This window comes from Streptomyces sp. NPDC002092 (assembly GCF_053593775.1).
In genome coordinates this window covers 37,824-52,555 of the sequence record NZ_JBSFDG010000001.1, presented here as the reverse complement: position 1 = coordinate 52,555, position 14,732 = coordinate 37,824, and the positions used below count along the sequence as shown (strand labels likewise).

The 14,732-nt window shown below is 71.9% G+C and carries 13 protein-coding genes; 7 read left to right on the top strand and 6 right to left on the bottom strand.

Annotation, left to right across the window (positions count from 1 at the left end; all coding sequences use genetic code 11):
• The first annotated feature begins 168 nt into the window (after positions 1-168).
• From ACWCRD_RS00210 to ACWCRD_RS00195, 4 genes are read left to right on the top strand one after another with little or no spacing between them, the layout of a single operon-like run.
• Positions 169-3,036, top strand: coding sequence for an ATP-binding protein (locus ACWCRD_RS00210; RefSeq protein ID WP_450963700.1), 2,868 nt, complete (start codon positions 169-171; stop codon positions 3,034-3,036).
• Entirely contained in the window at positions 3,033-3,491 is a 459-nt protein-coding gene (locus ACWCRD_RS00205; protein ID WP_344401922.1) for a roadblock/LC7 domain-containing protein, read from the top strand. Before ACWCRD_RS00210 ends, ACWCRD_RS00205 begins: the two co-directional genes overlap by 4 nt.
• 53 nt (positions 3,492-3,544) lie before the next feature.
• Positions 3,545-3,961, top strand: a complete 417-nt coding sequence (locus tag ACWCRD_RS00200; protein ID WP_450963699.1) for a DUF742 domain-containing protein — start codon at positions 3,545-3,547, stop codon at positions 3,959-3,961.
• The gene (locus ACWCRD_RS00195) at positions 3,948-4,550 is read left to right on the top strand and encodes a GTP-binding protein (RefSeq protein ID WP_450963698.1); all 603 of its coding nucleotides are present in this window, start codon (positions 3,948-3,950) and stop codon (positions 4,548-4,550) included. The genes ACWCRD_RS00200 and ACWCRD_RS00195 overlap by 14 nt, the downstream gene beginning before the upstream one ends.
• 64 nt (positions 4,551-4,614) lie before the next feature.
• Here ACWCRD_RS00195 and ACWCRD_RS00190 read toward each other — a convergent pair whose 3' ends face one another.
• Genes ACWCRD_RS00190 through ACWCRD_RS00180 form a run of 3 tightly spaced genes read right to left on the bottom strand, consistent with a single transcriptional unit; the run spans position 4,615 to position 7,138 of the window.
• On the bottom strand, positions 4,615-5,286 hold the full coding sequence (locus ACWCRD_RS00190) for an ABC transporter permease (RefSeq protein ID WP_450963697.1): 672 nt from the start codon (positions 5,284-5,286) through the stop codon (positions 4,615-4,617).
• Complete coding sequence (locus tag ACWCRD_RS00185; RefSeq protein WP_450963696.1) at positions 5,283-5,993, bottom strand: ABC transporter permease; 711 nt, start codon at positions 5,991-5,993, stop codon at positions 5,283-5,285. The genes ACWCRD_RS00190 and ACWCRD_RS00185 overlap by 4 nt, the downstream gene beginning before the upstream one ends.
• A complete protein-coding gene (locus ACWCRD_RS00180; protein ID WP_450963695.1) occupies positions 5,990-7,138 on the bottom strand; it encodes an ABC transporter ATP-binding protein in 1,149 nt (382 codons plus the stop codon). The genes ACWCRD_RS00185 and ACWCRD_RS00180 overlap by 4 nt, the downstream gene beginning before the upstream one ends.
• A 170-nt stretch (positions 7,139-7,308) precedes the next feature.
• Between ACWCRD_RS00180 and ACWCRD_RS00175 the strand changes: the two genes are divergently transcribed.
• From ACWCRD_RS00175 to ACWCRD_RS00165, 3 genes are read left to right on the top strand one after another with little or no spacing between them, the layout of a single operon-like run.
• A complete protein-coding gene (locus ACWCRD_RS00175; RefSeq protein WP_450963694.1) occupies positions 7,309-8,265 on the top strand; it encodes an ATP-binding cassette domain-containing protein in 957 nt (318 codons plus the stop codon).
• The gene (locus ACWCRD_RS00170; protein ID WP_450963693.1) at positions 8,262-9,059 is read left to right on the top strand and encodes an ABC transporter permease; all 798 of its coding nucleotides are present in this window, start codon (positions 8,262-8,264) and stop codon (positions 9,057-9,059) included. Before ACWCRD_RS00175 ends, ACWCRD_RS00170 begins: the two co-directional genes overlap by 4 nt.
• 34 nt (positions 9,060-9,093) lie before the next feature.
• Positions 9,094-10,323 (top strand): cytochrome P450, encoded by a 1,230-nt coding sequence (locus ACWCRD_RS00165; RefSeq protein ID WP_450963692.1) that lies wholly within the window; start codon positions 9,094-9,096, stop codon positions 10,321-10,323.
• On the opposite strand, the gene ACWCRD_RS00160 is transcribed toward ACWCRD_RS00165, so the two are convergent.
• The 3 genes from ACWCRD_RS00160 to ACWCRD_RS00150 all read right to left on the bottom strand — a co-directional run.
• Positions 10,313-13,459, bottom strand: a complete 3,147-nt coding sequence (locus ACWCRD_RS00160; RefSeq protein ID WP_450963691.1) for an ATP-binding protein — start codon at positions 13,457-13,459, stop codon at positions 10,313-10,315. The genes ACWCRD_RS00165 and ACWCRD_RS00160 overlap by 11 nt on opposite strands.
• 91 nt (positions 13,460-13,550) lie before the next feature.
• On the bottom strand, positions 13,551-14,291 hold the full coding sequence (locus ACWCRD_RS00155; protein ID WP_450963690.1) for an FAD:protein FMN transferase: 741 nt from the start codon (positions 14,289-14,291) through the stop codon (positions 13,551-13,553).
• A gap of 5 nt (positions 14,292-14,296) precedes the next feature.
• Positions 14,297-14,732, bottom strand: a 436-nt coding sequence (locus ACWCRD_RS00150; protein ID WP_450963689.1) for an FMN-binding protein, incomplete at its 5' end; no start/stop codon positions are given.

Genomic DNA, 14,732 nt, shown 5'->3' with positions numbered 1-14,732 from the left:
ACCAATTGGCGTCGATGCGTGATCAGTTGTGAATTCTGTGTAAACGGCTGGAGGCGGAATCGGAGGCTCTTCGTAATGGATTCTTGACTAAGGGCAACGTGCTTGATCGTTCAATGAGACGGTAGTCTCCACGCAGTTGGCGATCAGAATCGGTCAAAAGGAGGCCCGGTGGCCGGCATACGGGGCTTCGCCGATCGATGGTCGTTCCGGCGCAAGCTCAACCTCCTGGTCGGTGTCCCCCTGGCGGTGGTGGCCGCCCTGCTCTCCTATCTCATCGCGGGCCAGGTGGGCCAGGCGCGGGACGCGGCGTCCGCGGCGGACCTCGTGCGCAACAGCGAGCAGGTGGCGTCGCTGGTCAACGACCTGGAGAGCGAGCACCAGCTGGCGATCCTGCTGTCCGTGCGCTACGAGGCCAAAAGCCGGGGCGTCCAGTCCACGCTCACCGCCTACCGCAAGGCACAGGACGCGGTCGACAGGCAGATCGCGCAGGTGCGCGCGTCCTTCGGCGACGGGCTGCCGGGCAGCGAGGCCCAGGCGCTGAAGGAGGTCGAGGGCCTCACCAGCCTGCGCGGGACGGTGGAGCAGAGCTATCTGCCCGCGAGCAACATCGACCCCGCCTACGACAACGCCGCCAGCACCGTGATCGACGGTCTGGGCCTCGACCGCAACGCGGAGCTGGCGGCCACCTTCACCGGCAACCTGCTGGACTCGCTGCTGCGTGCCGACGCCGCGCACGGCTCCTTCGAGACCGGCGTGTTCTCCGCGACGACCGGTGACACGAACGCACAGATCGAGTTCACGACCGCGGTCGGCGCGTACCAGCTCTACACCAGTCAGGCCGAACGCTTCTCCCGGTTCGCCACCGAGCAGCAGGCCGACGAACTCTCCGGCATCGAGCACACCGCCGCCCAGCGGGACATCGCCCAGGCGTACGCCGAGCTGCAGGTCGCCCCCAGCACCCTGCAGGCCACCACGCCGACGGAGATCAAGGCGGCGTTCGAGAAAGCCCTGAGCGACTACCCCGACTACCCGGAGCAGGCCGCGGCCCGGCTGAAGATCACCTCGTCTCTCATCGGCCAGATCGCCGACGGCGCCGACCAGGCCTCCACCAAGGCCTGGTGGCGCGCGGGTCTGCTGCTGGCCGCGGCGCTGCTCGGCTTCGTCCTGTGGCTCGCGTTCTCGGTGCTGGTGCGCCGCTCGGTGGTCGGGCCGGTGCAGGCCCTCACCGGCGCCGCGCGGGAGGTCGCCGAGGTGGCGGGCCGCGAACTGGCCCGGGTGGCCGACGACGACGCCGAGGACGACAGCCCGCCGAAGCTGCGCGAGATGCCACTCACCGCGGACGACGAGATCGGTGAGCTGGCCGAGGTGATCAACCGCGTGCAGACCACCGCGATCGCGCTCCTTGAACGGCAGGTGCTCAGCCGGCGCAACGTCGCGGAGATGTTCGGCAACGTCGGCCGCCGGGTCAGCAACCTGACGACTCGCCAACTCGCGCTGATCGACGCGGTGGAGCGGGGCGAGACGGACCCCGCCCTCCTCGAACGCCTCTACTCCATCGACCACATCGCCGTCCGTCTGCGCCGCAACGCGGACAGCCTGATGCTGCTGGCCGGCATCCGCGAGACGGTCCTCGACTCCGGGCCCACCGCCCTCACCAACGTCGTACGCGCCGCGCTCGGGCAGATCGAGGGCTTCCAGCGGGTACGGCTGCATGCGCGCACCGAGGTCATGGTGGAGCCCGACATCATCGGCGACCTGACGCTGATGGTGGCCGAACTCCTGGAGAACGCCGTGTCGTTCTCCCCCGCGGGCAGCCCCGTCGAGGTGTACGTGCGGGACACCTCCGGCGAGGAAGCAGCCCTCTCGGGCGGTGCCTCCATCGTCATCTCCGACCACGGCCTCGGCATGAGCGCCGAGCGGCTCGCCGAGGAGAACGCCCGGCTGATCCGCCGCGAACGCCTCGACGTGGTGCCGACGAAGGTGCTCGGCCTGTTCGTGGTCGGCACCCTGGCGCGCCGCTGGGACATCAGCGTCCTGCTGTCCCGCACACCGGGCGGCGGCATGACGGCGGAGGTGACGGTGCCGTCGTCCTTGCTGCTGACGATGAGCCCGGTCGGGCCCACGATGGACCGGGGCGAAGTGCCGGCGGGGCGGGCGGGCGCCGAACTGCCGGTGTCCGGTGCCGTGTCCGGCCCGCGCCGGTCCGCCGCAGTCGCCGAAGCCTCTGGAACGTCGGCCGCCGGCAGCCCCGGGCCGCTCCCGCGCCGGGTGCCCCGTCGGGAGGCGGACCCAGCCGAGCCTGCGCTCGCGACCACGCCGGCCTCGGGCGAGGCATCTGCCGCACCTGAGCCTGACTCGGCCTCGCACCCGCCGACCGCACCGAACACAGCCGATGCGGCACCGGCCGCACCAGCACCGCGCACCACCACGGACACGGCACCCAACGCACCCACCACAGGGGCGGCACAGACCGCACCGGCACCGGCCAAGGCGGAAGCCATCACGGGGGTCGCACCGGGCGCGGGCACGACCGCGGACGCGACACCGGCCGCACCCGTGTCGGACACGGCGTCGGCAATACCCGGCGTGGGTGCTCCTTTCTCCCCGTCCGGCTCCGGGCAGATCCCCCGGGCCCGTACCGAGGCGTTCAGCGACGTGAGCCACTCCCGGTCCGAGGACACAACACCCGGCGGTTCTTCGAGCGTTGGCCCGGAGGTATCGTCTTCCCAGGTCACCCGGGACGCGACAGTGCCGTCCGCTCCCGGCGGGACCGGCCAGGCGCCCCTGGGTGACGGCTCCTCACGGCCCCTGCGTCGCCGTGTCCGCGGTGCCACTCTCCGTACGACCGCCGACGCCGCTGCCCAGCAGGCGGCACGGCAGGCCCCGCGGCTCGCCGATGCCGACGCCGTGCGGGACGCGCTCGACGAGTTCGAGGCGGCCGTGGAGCGCGCGCACCGCGACAGCGCCGCCGGCAGCCGGCCCGCGACCACCGACCCGCACGACCAGAAGCACCTCCCGGAAGGAGCCGAGCAGTGAGTACGCCGACTGGCGCCACGCCCGCCGAACTGCAGGCCGCCGCAGCCGACTTCACCTGGCTGCTCAACCGTTTCGCGACGGAGACCGCGGGCGTCGTCGACGCCATCGCGGTCTCGTCCGACGGGCTGCTCATCGCCGTGTCCGAGCTGCGCGAACCCGCGGACTCGGAGCGGCTCGCCGCGATCGTCTCCGGCATCACCAGCCTGGCCGCCGGCGCGTCCGGCAACTACGGCCTGGGCGCCCTCAACAAGGTCATCATCGACCTGGAGGGCGGCCATGTCCTGGTCTCCGCGATCGGCAGCGGCGCCGTGCTCGGCGTCGTCACCGACAAGGAGGCCAAGCTGGGCAACATCGCCTACGAGATGACCCTGTTCGCCAACCGGGCCGGCAGCGCCCTCAACCCGCAGCTCGTGCTCCAGCTCAAGAACAGCGTCGGCGCCGCGTCGGCACGCTGACCGCCACCCGGGCCCGCGTTCCGCGGGCCCGGTCGAGGAGAAAGACTTCACCCATGGCGGACGGCTCCCCACCTCCGGGCCCGGACCCGGTCGGTCCGGCCCCCGCCGTACGGCCGTTCCTGGTCACCGCCGGCCGGGTGGCGCCGTCGGCGTCCGGCAGGCCGATGCCGGTCGAGACCCAGGTGGTGGCCACCGCCGAGGGCCTCGCCGTCCTCGACGGGCTCTCCTTCGAGCAGCACGACATCGTCGCCGCCTGCCGGCTGCCGCAGTCCGTCGCGGAACTTGCGGCCCGGCTGCGGCTGCACCTCAACGTCGTGCGGGTCCTCGCCGAGGACCTGCGCGCCGCCGGGCATCTGACGGTGTACGTGCCCGACGTCGACGTCACCCACGACGCATCCGTCCTGCGCAGGGTGATCGATGGCCTGCGCGCCATCCCGAACTCCCGAGGGGTACTGCGTGACACCGACTGAACCGGCCACCCTCGCCCCGGCCGACCAGGGGGCCGCCGTACGACCGCCGCTGCCGGTCAAGATGGTGATCGCGGGCGGTTTCGGCGTGGGCAAGACCACCGCCGTGGGCGCGATCTCCGAGATCGAGCCGCTGACCACCGAGGCCGCCATCACGGAGGTCGCGGCGGGCGTGGACGACCTCAGCCACACCCCGCGCAAGACCACGACCACGGTGGCGATGGACTTCGGGTGCATCACCATCGACCCGACGCTGAAGCTGTATCTGTTCGGCACGCCCGGGCAGGAGCGGTTCGGGTTCATGTGGGACGACATCGTGGAGGGCGCGGTCGGCGGCCTGGTCATCGTGGACACCCGCCGTCTCGACGACTGCTACGCCGCCGTCGACTACTTCGAGCACCGCCAGATCCCGTTCGCCGTCGCCGTCAACGCCTTCGACGGCAAGGTCGAGCACAGCATGGACGAGGTCCGCTGGGCACTGGATGTCTCCGACGGTGTGCCGGTTGTCGTGTTCGACGCCCGGGAGCGGGGATCCGTGCGGGACGCGCTGCTGGTTGTGCTGGAGCTTGCGCTGGCGCGCACGGAGGGGTGACGCGCGATCCGGTCCTCTTCAGTCTGCGGGCCGGTGGGGGCTGTTCGCGCCGTTCCCCGCGCCCCTAACCGGCGCTCCTGCGGACGCCCCGCGACACTGTGAACCGCGCTACCAGCCCGAAGAACCCCAGCGTCAGCAGCGCCAGCACGGCAACCAAGGTCGCCCCGCCCACCACCTTCTCGTAGTTGCGCTGGTAGAGGCCGTCGACGATGTACCGCCCAAGACCGCCCAACGAGACGTACGCCGCGATGGTGGCCGTCGACACGATCTGGATGGCCGCCGAGCGCAGGCCGCTGAGGATCAGGGGGAGGGCGACCGGGAGTTCGACCTGGAAGAGGATGCGCGGCTCGGCCATGCCCATGCCGCGGGCCGCGTCCACCGGGGACGGGTCGACGGAGCGCACCGCCTCGTAGGTGGTGACCAGGATCGGCGGGACGGCGAGGACGACCAGCGGGATCATCACCGGCGTCAGGCCGAGCCCGAGCAGCACGAACATCAGCACGAGGAGGCCGAAGCTGGGCAGGGCCCGGCCCGCGGTGGCGATGAACGCCACGGTGTTGCCGCCGCGTCCGGTGTGGCCGGTGAGCAGGCCGACCGGCAGACCGATCGCGGCGGCGATGGCGAGCGCGGTCAGCGAGTACTGGAGGTGCTCGCGCAGCCGGGTGGGGATGCCGTCGTAGCCGTGCCAGTGGGCGCTGTCGCTGAAGAAGGCATTGATGAAGTGGAGGACGTTCATCGGGCTGCGTCCTCCAGTGCGGTCTGCATCGGTTCGGGTTCGTCGACGGGACGGGGCTTGCGGGTGCCGCGCGGCATCCAGGGCGTCACGAGGACGCGGACGAGGACCAGCAGGGCGTCCGCGAGGATGGCGAGGACGGCCGTGCCGACGACGGACAGCCAGACCAGGCGCGGCTGGTGGTAGATCATGCCGTCGTTGAGCAGATTGCCCAGGCCGCCCTGGTTGCCGATCAGCATGCCGACGCTGACCAGGGAGATGCTGGAGACGGTCGCGACCCGAAGCCCGGCGATGATCGCGGGCGCTGCGATCGGCAACTGGACCTGGAAGTAGCGCCGTACGGGCCCGAGGCCCATCGCCGTGGCCGCGTCGAGCGTCTCCTGCGGCACGGACCGGACGCCGTCCACGATCGCGGGGACGAACACCACCAGGCTGTAGATGCCCAGCGGGATCATCACCGTCGTCTCGGTCTGGCCGGTGTAGTCGATGAGGACGACGAAGAAGGCGAGGGAGGGGATCGCGTACAGGATCGTCGTCACCCACAGCACGGGCGGGTACAGCCAGCGCAGCCGCACGCACAACTGGGCGACGGGCAGCGCCACGACCAGTCCGGCCACGACGGGGATCAGCGCCTCGCGCAGATGCAGCCCGACCAGACCCCAGTACGTGTTCTGCAGGTCGCTCGGGATGTCGAAGAAGCCGCCGCTCATCCCGCGACCTTCGCGTCGTCCACGTTGTCCGCGTCGCCGGCACCCTCGGCGTGGGCGGTGCGGATGGCCTCGCCGATGGTCTGCTGCGAGACCACGCCCGCGACGCGGCCGTCGGCGCCCACCGCCACGGCCCACCCGGTGGGCGAGAGCACGGCGCAGTCGAGCGCGGCGCGCAGCGAGTCCTTGCCCTGCTCGAAGGGGCGCCCGTGGGAGAGGAGTCGGGCGGGGTCGACGACTCCCGCGGTCAGGGCGCCCGGCTCGCTCCAGCCGAGCGGCCTGCCGTCCACATCGGTGACGAGCAGGTACGGCGCGCCGTTCGCGCTGCGCTCGGCGATCTGCTCGGCGGTGGCGTCGACGGCCACGACGGGCGTGGTCAGCAGGTCGAGTCCGGCGGAGGAGAAGAACGACAGCCGCCGGATGCCCCGGTCGGCGCCGAGGAAGTCCTCGACGAACGCGTCCGCGGGGTTCGACAGCAGTTCGGCGGGCGGTGCGAACTGGGCGAGGTGGCCGCCGGTGCGCATCACGGCGACCATGGTGCCGATCTTGACGGCCTCGTCGATGTCGTGGGTGACGAAGACGATGGTCTTGCCCAACTCCTCCTGAATGCGGAGCAGTTCGTCCTGCAGGCCCTTGCGGACCACGGGGTCGACGGCCGAGAACGGCTCGTCCATCAGCAGCACCGGCGGATCCGCGGCCAGTGCCCGCGCCACACCGACGCGCTGCTGCTGCCCCCCGGACAGCTGGTACGGGTAGCGCTTGGCGAGCGCGCCGTCCAGTCCGACCCGCTCCATCAGCTCCCGCGCCCGCGCCCGCGCCTTGTCCTTGCTCCAGCCGAGCAGCCGGGGCACGGTGGCGATGTTGTCGACGATGGTGCGGTGCTGGAAGAGGCCGGCGTTCTGGATGACGTAACCCATGGACCGCCGCAGCGTGTTGACCGGCTGCTGGGTGATGTCCTTGCCGTCGAGGGTGATCGTGCCCTCGCTGGGCTCGATCATCCGGTTGATCATGCGCAGGGTCGTCGTCTTGCCGCAGCCCGACGGTCCGACGAAGACGGTGATGGACCGGTCGGGTATCTCCAGGGAGAGGTTGTCGACCGCGACCGTACCGTCGGGGTAGCGCTTGGTGACTGAATCTATGCGTATCAAGACGCCGAACACCCTTCGGTCTGGGCCGTTGCAGGCAGAGTCTAGACCGCTTGTGTTACGCGTTTCCTTCGGGAGTTCGGCCGGGCTCCCCTGCCCGGGTTTCCGTCCCTCCGCCCTGCTGAAACCGCCGTGAAGCCGGCCTGAATCCGGCGTCCCGCACGCTCTGCGGCATGAACCCGACGACACCAGCGGCCATCGAGGCCACCGGCCTGAGCAAGGCATACGGCGACAAGGTCGTCCTCGACGGCATCGACCTGCACGTCCCGCGCGGCACGGTCTTCGCGCTGCTCGGCCCGAACGGAGCCGGCAAGACCACCACCGTCCAGATCCTCTCCACCCTGATCCGCGCCGACGGCGGCGAGGCCCGGGTCGCCGGGCACGGTGTCGCCGCCGCACCGCAGTCCGTGCGGGCCGCGATCGGCGTCACCGGACAGTTCTCCGCCGTCGACAACCTGATCACCGGCGAGGAGAACATGGCGCTCATGGCGGACCTGCACCACCTCCCCCGCCCCGAGGGGAGGCGCGTCTGCGCCGAACTCCTGGAGCGCTTCGACCTGTCGGAGGCGGCGAAGAAGCCCGCCGCCGCCTACTCCGGCGGTATGCGACGGCGCCTCGACATCGCGATGACGCTGGTCGGCTCCCCCGAGGTGATCTTTCTCGACGAGCCGACCACGGGTCTCGACCCGCGCTCCCGGCACACCATGTGGCAGATCGTCCGCGAACTCGTCGACGGCGGAGTCACCGTCTTCCTCACCACGCAGTACCTGGAGGAGGCCGATCAGCTCGCCGACCGCATCGCGGTGCTGAGCGGCGGCCGGATCGTCGCCGAGGGCACGCCGGACGAGCTCAAGCGGCTGGTCCCCGGGGGCCATGTCCGGCTCCGATTCCTGGATCCCGCTCAACTCGCCCGCGCGGTCGAGGTGTTGGGGCTCGGCCGGTGCGACGACGAGGCGCTCACCCTCCAGGTCCCCGGCGACGGCAGCGTGCACACCCTGCGTACCCTGCTCGACGTACTCGACAGCGCCTGCGTCGACGTCGACTCCCTGACCGTGCACACCCCCGACCTCGACGACGTCTTCTTCGCGGTCACCGACCGCCCCGAGAACGAGAAGGTGCAGGCCCGATGACCACCGCCGCCCCGCCCGCCCCGCACGTCCGCGACTCGCTCACCATGCTGCGGCGCAATCTGCTGCACGCCCGCCGCTACCCGTCGATGACGCTCCAGGTCGCGCTCATCCCCGTCTTCCTGCTCCTCTTGTTCGTGTACGTCTTCGGTTCGGCGCTCGGTGCCGGAATCGGCCAGGGCGGCGGCCGTGCCGCGTACCTCGCCTATCTCGTCCCCGGCATCCTGCTGATGACCGCGGGCACCGGAAGCGTGCCGACGGCGGTCGCCGTGTGCACGGACATGACCGAGGGCATCGTCGCCCGCTTCCGCACGATGGCGATCTCCCGTGCGTCGATCCTGGTCGGTCATGTGGTCGGCAGTGTCATCCAGACAGTGATCAACCTGGTCCTGGTGACCGTCGTCGCCCTCGCCATCGGTTTCCGTCCCGACGCGAGCCCCCTGGAATGGCTGGCGGCCGGTGGGCTGCTCGTGCTCTTCGTCCTCGGCCTGACCTGGCTTTCGGTCGCCCTCGGGCTGATCAGCAAGACCCCGGAGGGGGCCAGCAACGCCCCACTGCCGATCTCGTTCCTGCTGCCCTTCGTCAGCAGCACCTTCGTTCCGGTCGCCTCGATGCCGTCCTGGATCCGCTGGTTCGCCGAGTACCAGCCGTTCACCACGGTCATCGAGACCGTGCGCGGGCTGCTGACCGGAACGGCGATCGGGCACAACGGCTGGATGGCGGTGGCGTGGAGCGTGGGGATCGCGGTCCTCGGGTTCGTCTGGTCGCTCCGCCTCTTCGACCGCGACCCCAGCTGACCCCTCTCTCCAACTATCAGAAAAGGAACCCGAGATGACCACCGAGACCCCCGTTCACCTCACCCCCGAACTCGTCGAGAACCCCGTGGGCGCCTACGCCGCCCTGCGCGCCCGCCCCGGCCTCGGCCATGTCGTCCTGCCCGGCCTGGACACCGCCGTACGGCTCGTCACCCGCCACGAGGACGTGAAGGCCGCGCTCACCGAACCGCGGCTGGTCCGGGACCGCTCGACGATCCCGGACTCCGAAATGCCGGACCCGCAGGCCGAGTTGCTGGCGCAGGGCGCCGACGGACTGCCGCCCGAGTACGCGCAGTACCTCTCGGGCCACCTGGCGCTCTTCGACGGCGACGAGCACACCAGACGCCGCAACCCGCTCACCCGCGCCTTCACCGCCCGCCGGGTCGCCGCGCTCCGCCCCTTCGTGGAGAAGACCGCACAGGAGCTGATCCATGCCCTCGACCAGCGCGAACAGGCCGACCTGCTGGGCGAGTTCGCCTATCCGCTGAGCACCGCCGTCATCTGCGCACTCGTCGGCGTGGACGCGGCCGACCAGGACAAGGTCTGCGGCTGGATCCGGGACTTCGCCTACGGCGACGGCAGCCGCGCCCTCGAAGGGCTCGGCGGTGTCGTGCAGTACACCAAGGAGCTGGTGGCCCGGCGGCGCGCGGAGCCCGCGGACGACCTGGTGTCGGCGCTTTTGGCGGACGGCCAGATGACCGACGACGAGATCGTCACCGTCTTCTTCCTGCTGATCAACACCGGTATCACCCCGCCCGCCCTGTTCCTCGCCCACGCCGTCCTCGCCGTCCTCGACCACCCGGACCAGCTGGAGCGGCTGCGCACCGAGCCCGAGCTGCTGGGCCGCGCGGTCCCCGAGCTCCTGCGGTACGTCACCCTGGTGCGCATGGGTGCCACGCTGTACGCCACCGAGGACTTCGTGTTCGCCGGCACCCGGCTGCGGAAGGGCGAGGCGGTGACGGTCGCGCTGTTCGCCGCGGACCACGACCCAGCCGCCTACGACGCGCCCGAACGGCTCGACGTGACAAGGGGGTTCGGCCGCGGGGACGGACACCTGGCCTTCGGGCACGGCCCGCACTACTGCATCGGCGCGGCGCTCGGCCGCCTGGTGACGGGCGTCGTGTTCGAGGAGCTTCTGGTACGGCGGCCGGCGGCACCGGAGCTCGCCGTGGACCGCGCCGAGGTGCGGTTCGGGCACTGGCCCGGAGACGGCTTCCATCTGCTGAGCCTGCCGGTCAGGCTGTGAGCCGGGCCCGCAGCAGGCCGAGTGCGACCTCGCGCAATCCGTCCCCGTCCAGGGCGGCGTACGTGGACACCGCGTCCTCGTACGCCGCCTTGTCGGCGTTCCGGGCGGCCTCGCGGGCGAGCGCCGAGGACATGGTCGGCTGGAAGTTGCGCAGGGCACGGAAGCGTTCGGCGAGGACGGTCAGCCGGGCTCCGCGCTCGCTCTCGCCGGCGGCCAGGGCGACCGTGCCGAGGGCGAGCAGCAGTGCGCCGCACACCGGGAAGTCGACGGTCACGTAGTGGGGTGCGGCCGTCGAGCGGGTCAGCAGGGCGGTGAGGCGGGCGGGCAGCGCGGCGGCGAGCGGGGCGACAAGGTCGGTGCGGCCGTGCCGGGCATGCGCGGTGAGGGCCACCGACTGCAGCTCCAGCAGCCAGCCCTCCATGACGAGTTCGTCGCCGAAGACCGGGCTCGAACCGTGCTCCACCCGCTCCAGGGCTCGTCGCCACAGACCGAGGCCGGTGTCGATGTCGCCGCGGGCCAGGGCCATCTCGGCGCGGGCGCCCAGGTCGGGGGTGAAGGCGTCGGAGGCGCTGCCCTCGGGCTGGTTCCGCAGGGCCTCCTCCAGCCAGTGCTCGGCGGCATCGAGGTCGCCGGTCTGCAGGTTGGCGAGCATGAGGCCCCATCGCATGCCGATCGTGTCGCTCCACTCGCCGAGGCCCTCCAGGGTGGCCAGCGCGCGCTCCATGTGCGCCACGGCCTCGCCCCCGCGCTCGGTCTGCAGGCACAGTTCCGCGAGGCGGGAGGCCGGCCAGATGTGCAGCAGAGGGATGTCGCCGTCGCCGAGCGCCCGGACCATGCGGCGGGCGGCGGCGAGGGCGAGGTCGGGCCGGTGCCGGCTCTCCCACACATAGCTGGCCACGCAGTTGGCGACTCCTGCGAGCAACGGCCGGTCGCTGTCGCACAGTTCGGCCAGCGCGTCATGGTCGGCGAGCACGTGGGGGAAGGCGCACAGCACCGCCGCGACGGCCCGCACCAGGGTGTCCGGTTCGGCGGGCGGCAGCCGGCGCAGGGTGACCAGGGTGCGGACGGCGCCCGGTCCGACGCCCAGGAACAGGTTGGCGGTCAGCAGGGCGGCGGCGGTGCGGGTCGGCTCGACGTACTCGGGGCCGGGCCGGTAGTGGGACAGGGGCCGGGCGGTGTCCTCGGTGAGGGCGATCATCCGGGGGTAGTTGGTCTCCGTCGTCCACAGGCCGCCGAGGACCGCGGTGACCGTGGCGACGGTGTCGAGTTCGTTGTGGGCGAGCGCGAGCCGCAGGGCCTGGACGAGGTTGTCCTGCTCGGCGCGGACGAGCCGCCAGGAAGCGAAGGGATCGGCGCCGAACGGGGCGTCGTGGTGGACGACCCCGAAGTCCCGCGCCCAGCCGAGGAACCGCTCCGTGACGGCGGCCTCCTCGCCGGCCTGCTCCCGGTGGGCGGCGGCGAACTCCCGTACCGTCTCCAGCATCCGGAAGCGGGTGCCGTACGAGGTGTCGGTCACCTTGAGCAGCGACTGGTCGACGAGATCCGCCAGAACCTCCAACGCGTCGAAGCCGCCGACGAGTTGCTCCGCGGCGTCGGCGGTGAAGCCGTCCGGGAAGACGGACAGGGCACGCAGGGCGGACTGCCCCTGCTCGTCGAGGAGGTTCCAGCTCCAGTCCACGACGGCATGCAGGGTGCGGTGGCGCTGCGGGGTGTCGCGGGGGCCGCCGCGCAGCAGCGCGAACCGGTCCGCCAGGCGGCGGGCGATCTCGGCGACCGACATCACCCGCACACGGGCGGCGGCGAGTTCGGCGGCCAGCGGCAGGCCGTCGAGGCGGCGGCAGAGGGCGGCCACGGAGTCGGCGGGCAGTTCGGCCTCGGGCCGGGCGGCACGGGCCCGCTGCTCGAACAGCTCGACGGTGGTGGCGAGGTCCAGCTCGGGCAGGGGGTAGACGGTCTCGGAGGTCAGACCGAGCGGGGCGCGGCTGGTGGTCAGGACGCGCAGGTCCCTCGTCCGCGACACCAGTGCCTGCACCAGGTCGGCGACCCCGCGGACCACCTGCTCGCAGTTGTCCAGGACGAGCAGCGCGGGGCCGGACCCCAGGGCGGCCACGATGCCGGCGATCACCTCGCCGCCCGCGGTGGGCCGCAGACTCTCGCCGACGCCCAGCGCGGAGGCGACCTCGGCGGCGACATCGGCGTCCCGGCGGACGCCGGCGAGCGGCACCAGGTGCACCACACGCTGCTCGGCGTCCCGGGCGACGGCGCTTGCGAGGCGGGTCTTGCCGAGGCCGCCGGGCCCCACGACCGAGGTGACGCGGGCGCTGTGCAGCAGCCGCGTGACGGCCGCGACATCGGCGTCCCGGCCGAGAAGGGGGTTGGGCTCGTGCGGCACCCCGCGGCGTACGACGGGTGCCTCGCCGCGCAGCAGTTCCTGGTGGAGTTCCTGGAGGGCGGGCCCGGGGTCGGTGCCGAGTTCCTCGCGCAGGCGACGGCGGTGGGCGTCGTACGTGGCCAGGGCGGCGGCAGGTCCTTCGGCAGCCGTCCGGCAGCGCATCAGCTCCAGGAGCAGTTCCTCGTCGTGGGGCCGGTCGGCGGCCAGTTCGGCGAGCGGGCCGAGGGCTTCGTCCCGGCGGCCGGTGCGGGCGAGGGAGAGTGCGCGGCAGCGGACGAGCGCGCGGTGGGTCACGGCCCGCTCGGCGCGCAGCTCCCCGAGGGGATCGCCGAAGGTGCCCGCTGCGCCGGCCGGGGCGCCGTCCCACAGCCCGAGCCCCTCCTCCGCCTCGGCGAGGGCGCCCGCGTGGTCCCCGGCCCGCGCCTTCTCGGCGCAGGCGGCGGCGAACAGCAGAACGGCGGAGGTGTCGACCTGGTCCTCGCGCAGGGCGAGCCGGTAACCGGTCGGGGTGCTGGCGATGACCTCGGCGCCGAGCTGACGGCGGGCCCTCGACACCAGGATCTGCAACGCCTTGACCGGGTTCTCGGGCTGCTCGTCCGGCCACAGCCCGTCGACCAGCCGCCCGGCACCGCACCCCGCCCGCAACTCCCCCGCCAGCAGCGCGAGCAGCCCCCGCAGCCGGGGCGCGGTGATCTCCTGCCCGCGGTGGGAGACGGACGACAGCAGCGTCAACTCGATGGTCACCGGGCCAGGTTAGTCAGACTTTCAGCCCGTCCGGCGTTTGAGGACGAGGCCGTCCAGGCCGAAAGGGGGGTCCAAGAGGGCGGCTGTCGCATCACGCGGCCGCCGAGGGCTCCCCCGCGAGCGGAAACCCCTGCGTCCGCAGCACCTGGCTCCCGGCGTCCACGGCGAACACCTCGCAGCCCGGCAGCGAGGCGGCCCACTCGATGCCCTGCGCGCCCAGCGCGAACGCCGCCGTCGCGACCGAGTCGGCCTCGGTCAGGGTGGCGGCCACGACGGTCAGGCTCTGCAGTCCGGTCGCCGGGAGTCCCGTACGGCCGTCGATGATGTGGTCGCCGCGTTCGTAGCGCGCGGAGGTGGCGACCGCGCCTTCGGTCAGCTCGAGGACGGTGCACAGCTTGTCGGCGTGTTCGGGGTGGCGTACGCCGACCCGCCAGGGGCCGCCGGCGGCGACCACGTCACCGCCGGCGTTCAGGAGGAACCTCCGCGCGCCGGCCGCCTTCAGCAGCCCCGCCGCCCGCTGCACCGACCAGCCCTTGACCACCGCACAGGGGTCGAGCCCGCGGCCGGGCAGCCGTACGTCGAAGGCTCCGCCCGTCGCGATCCGGTAGTGCTCGCACAGGTCGAGGACCTCGACGAGGTCTGCGCTGAGCTCGTGGGAGGCCAGTTCGCCGCGGCCGTGGCGGGACACCTCGCTGTCGGGCTTGAAGGGGCTGAACCGGGCGTCGACCTCGTGCAGCCATGCGAAGACCGCCTCGGCGGCCGACTCCGGCACGTCCTCGTCGTCGACCCGGAGCGAGACGGGGAAGCCCATGACGTGTTCGATGCGGTGCATTCGGATCAGCCCTTCGCGTCGATCGCGGCCTGGAGGGACTTCTTATAGGCCTCGCTGGTGATAGTCGCGCCGGACACGGTGTCGATGTCCGCGCTCTGCGCCTTCAGCGTCTCCGCGACCAGCTTCGGCACCGCCGCCGCCGTCTGCGGATGGTTCGGCTGCTGCAGCATCCTCACTGCCGTGATCTTCTCGCCGGAGAAGGTCACCTGGACCTGCACGGGGCCCTTCTCCGTGTTCACAGTGGAACCAGAGACGGTCTGGGACGCGGACGTCTTCGCGCTCGCGCCGTTCGAGTCGATCGCCGCCTGGAGGGACTTCTTATAGGCCTCGCTGGTGATAGTCGCACCGGACACGGTGTCGATGTCCGCGCTCTGCGCCTTCAGCGTCTCCGCGACCAGCTTCGGCACCGCCGCCGCCGTCTGCGGATGGTTCGGCTGCTGC

Coding starts and splice junctions, on each gene's coding strand:
- ACWCRD_RS00200 (WP_450963699.1), top strand. CDS start 3,545: ATGGCGGACGGCTCCCCACCTCCGGGCCCGGACCCGGTCGGTCCGGCC.
- ACWCRD_RS00190 (WP_450963697.1), bottom strand. CDS start 5,286: ATGAACGTCCTCCACTTCATCAATGCCTTCTTCAGCGACAGCGCCCAC.
- ACWCRD_RS00185 (WP_450963696.1), bottom strand. CDS start 5,993: ATGAGCGGCGGCTTCTTCGACATCCCGAGCGACCTGCAGAACACGTAC.
- ACWCRD_RS00175 (WP_450963694.1), top strand. CDS start 7,309: ATGAACCCGACGACACCAGCGGCCATCGAGGCCACCGGCCTGAGCAAG.
- ACWCRD_RS00170 (WP_450963693.1), top strand. CDS start 8,262: ATGACCACCGCCGCCCCGCCCGCCCCGCACGTCCGCGACTCGCTCACC.
- ACWCRD_RS00165 (WP_450963692.1), top strand. CDS start 9,094: ATGACCACCGAGACCCCCGTTCACCTCACCCCCGAACTCGTCGAGAAC.
- ACWCRD_RS00155 (WP_450963690.1), bottom strand. CDS start 14,291: ATGCACCGCATCGAACACGTCATGGGCTTCCCCGTCTCGCTCCGGGTC.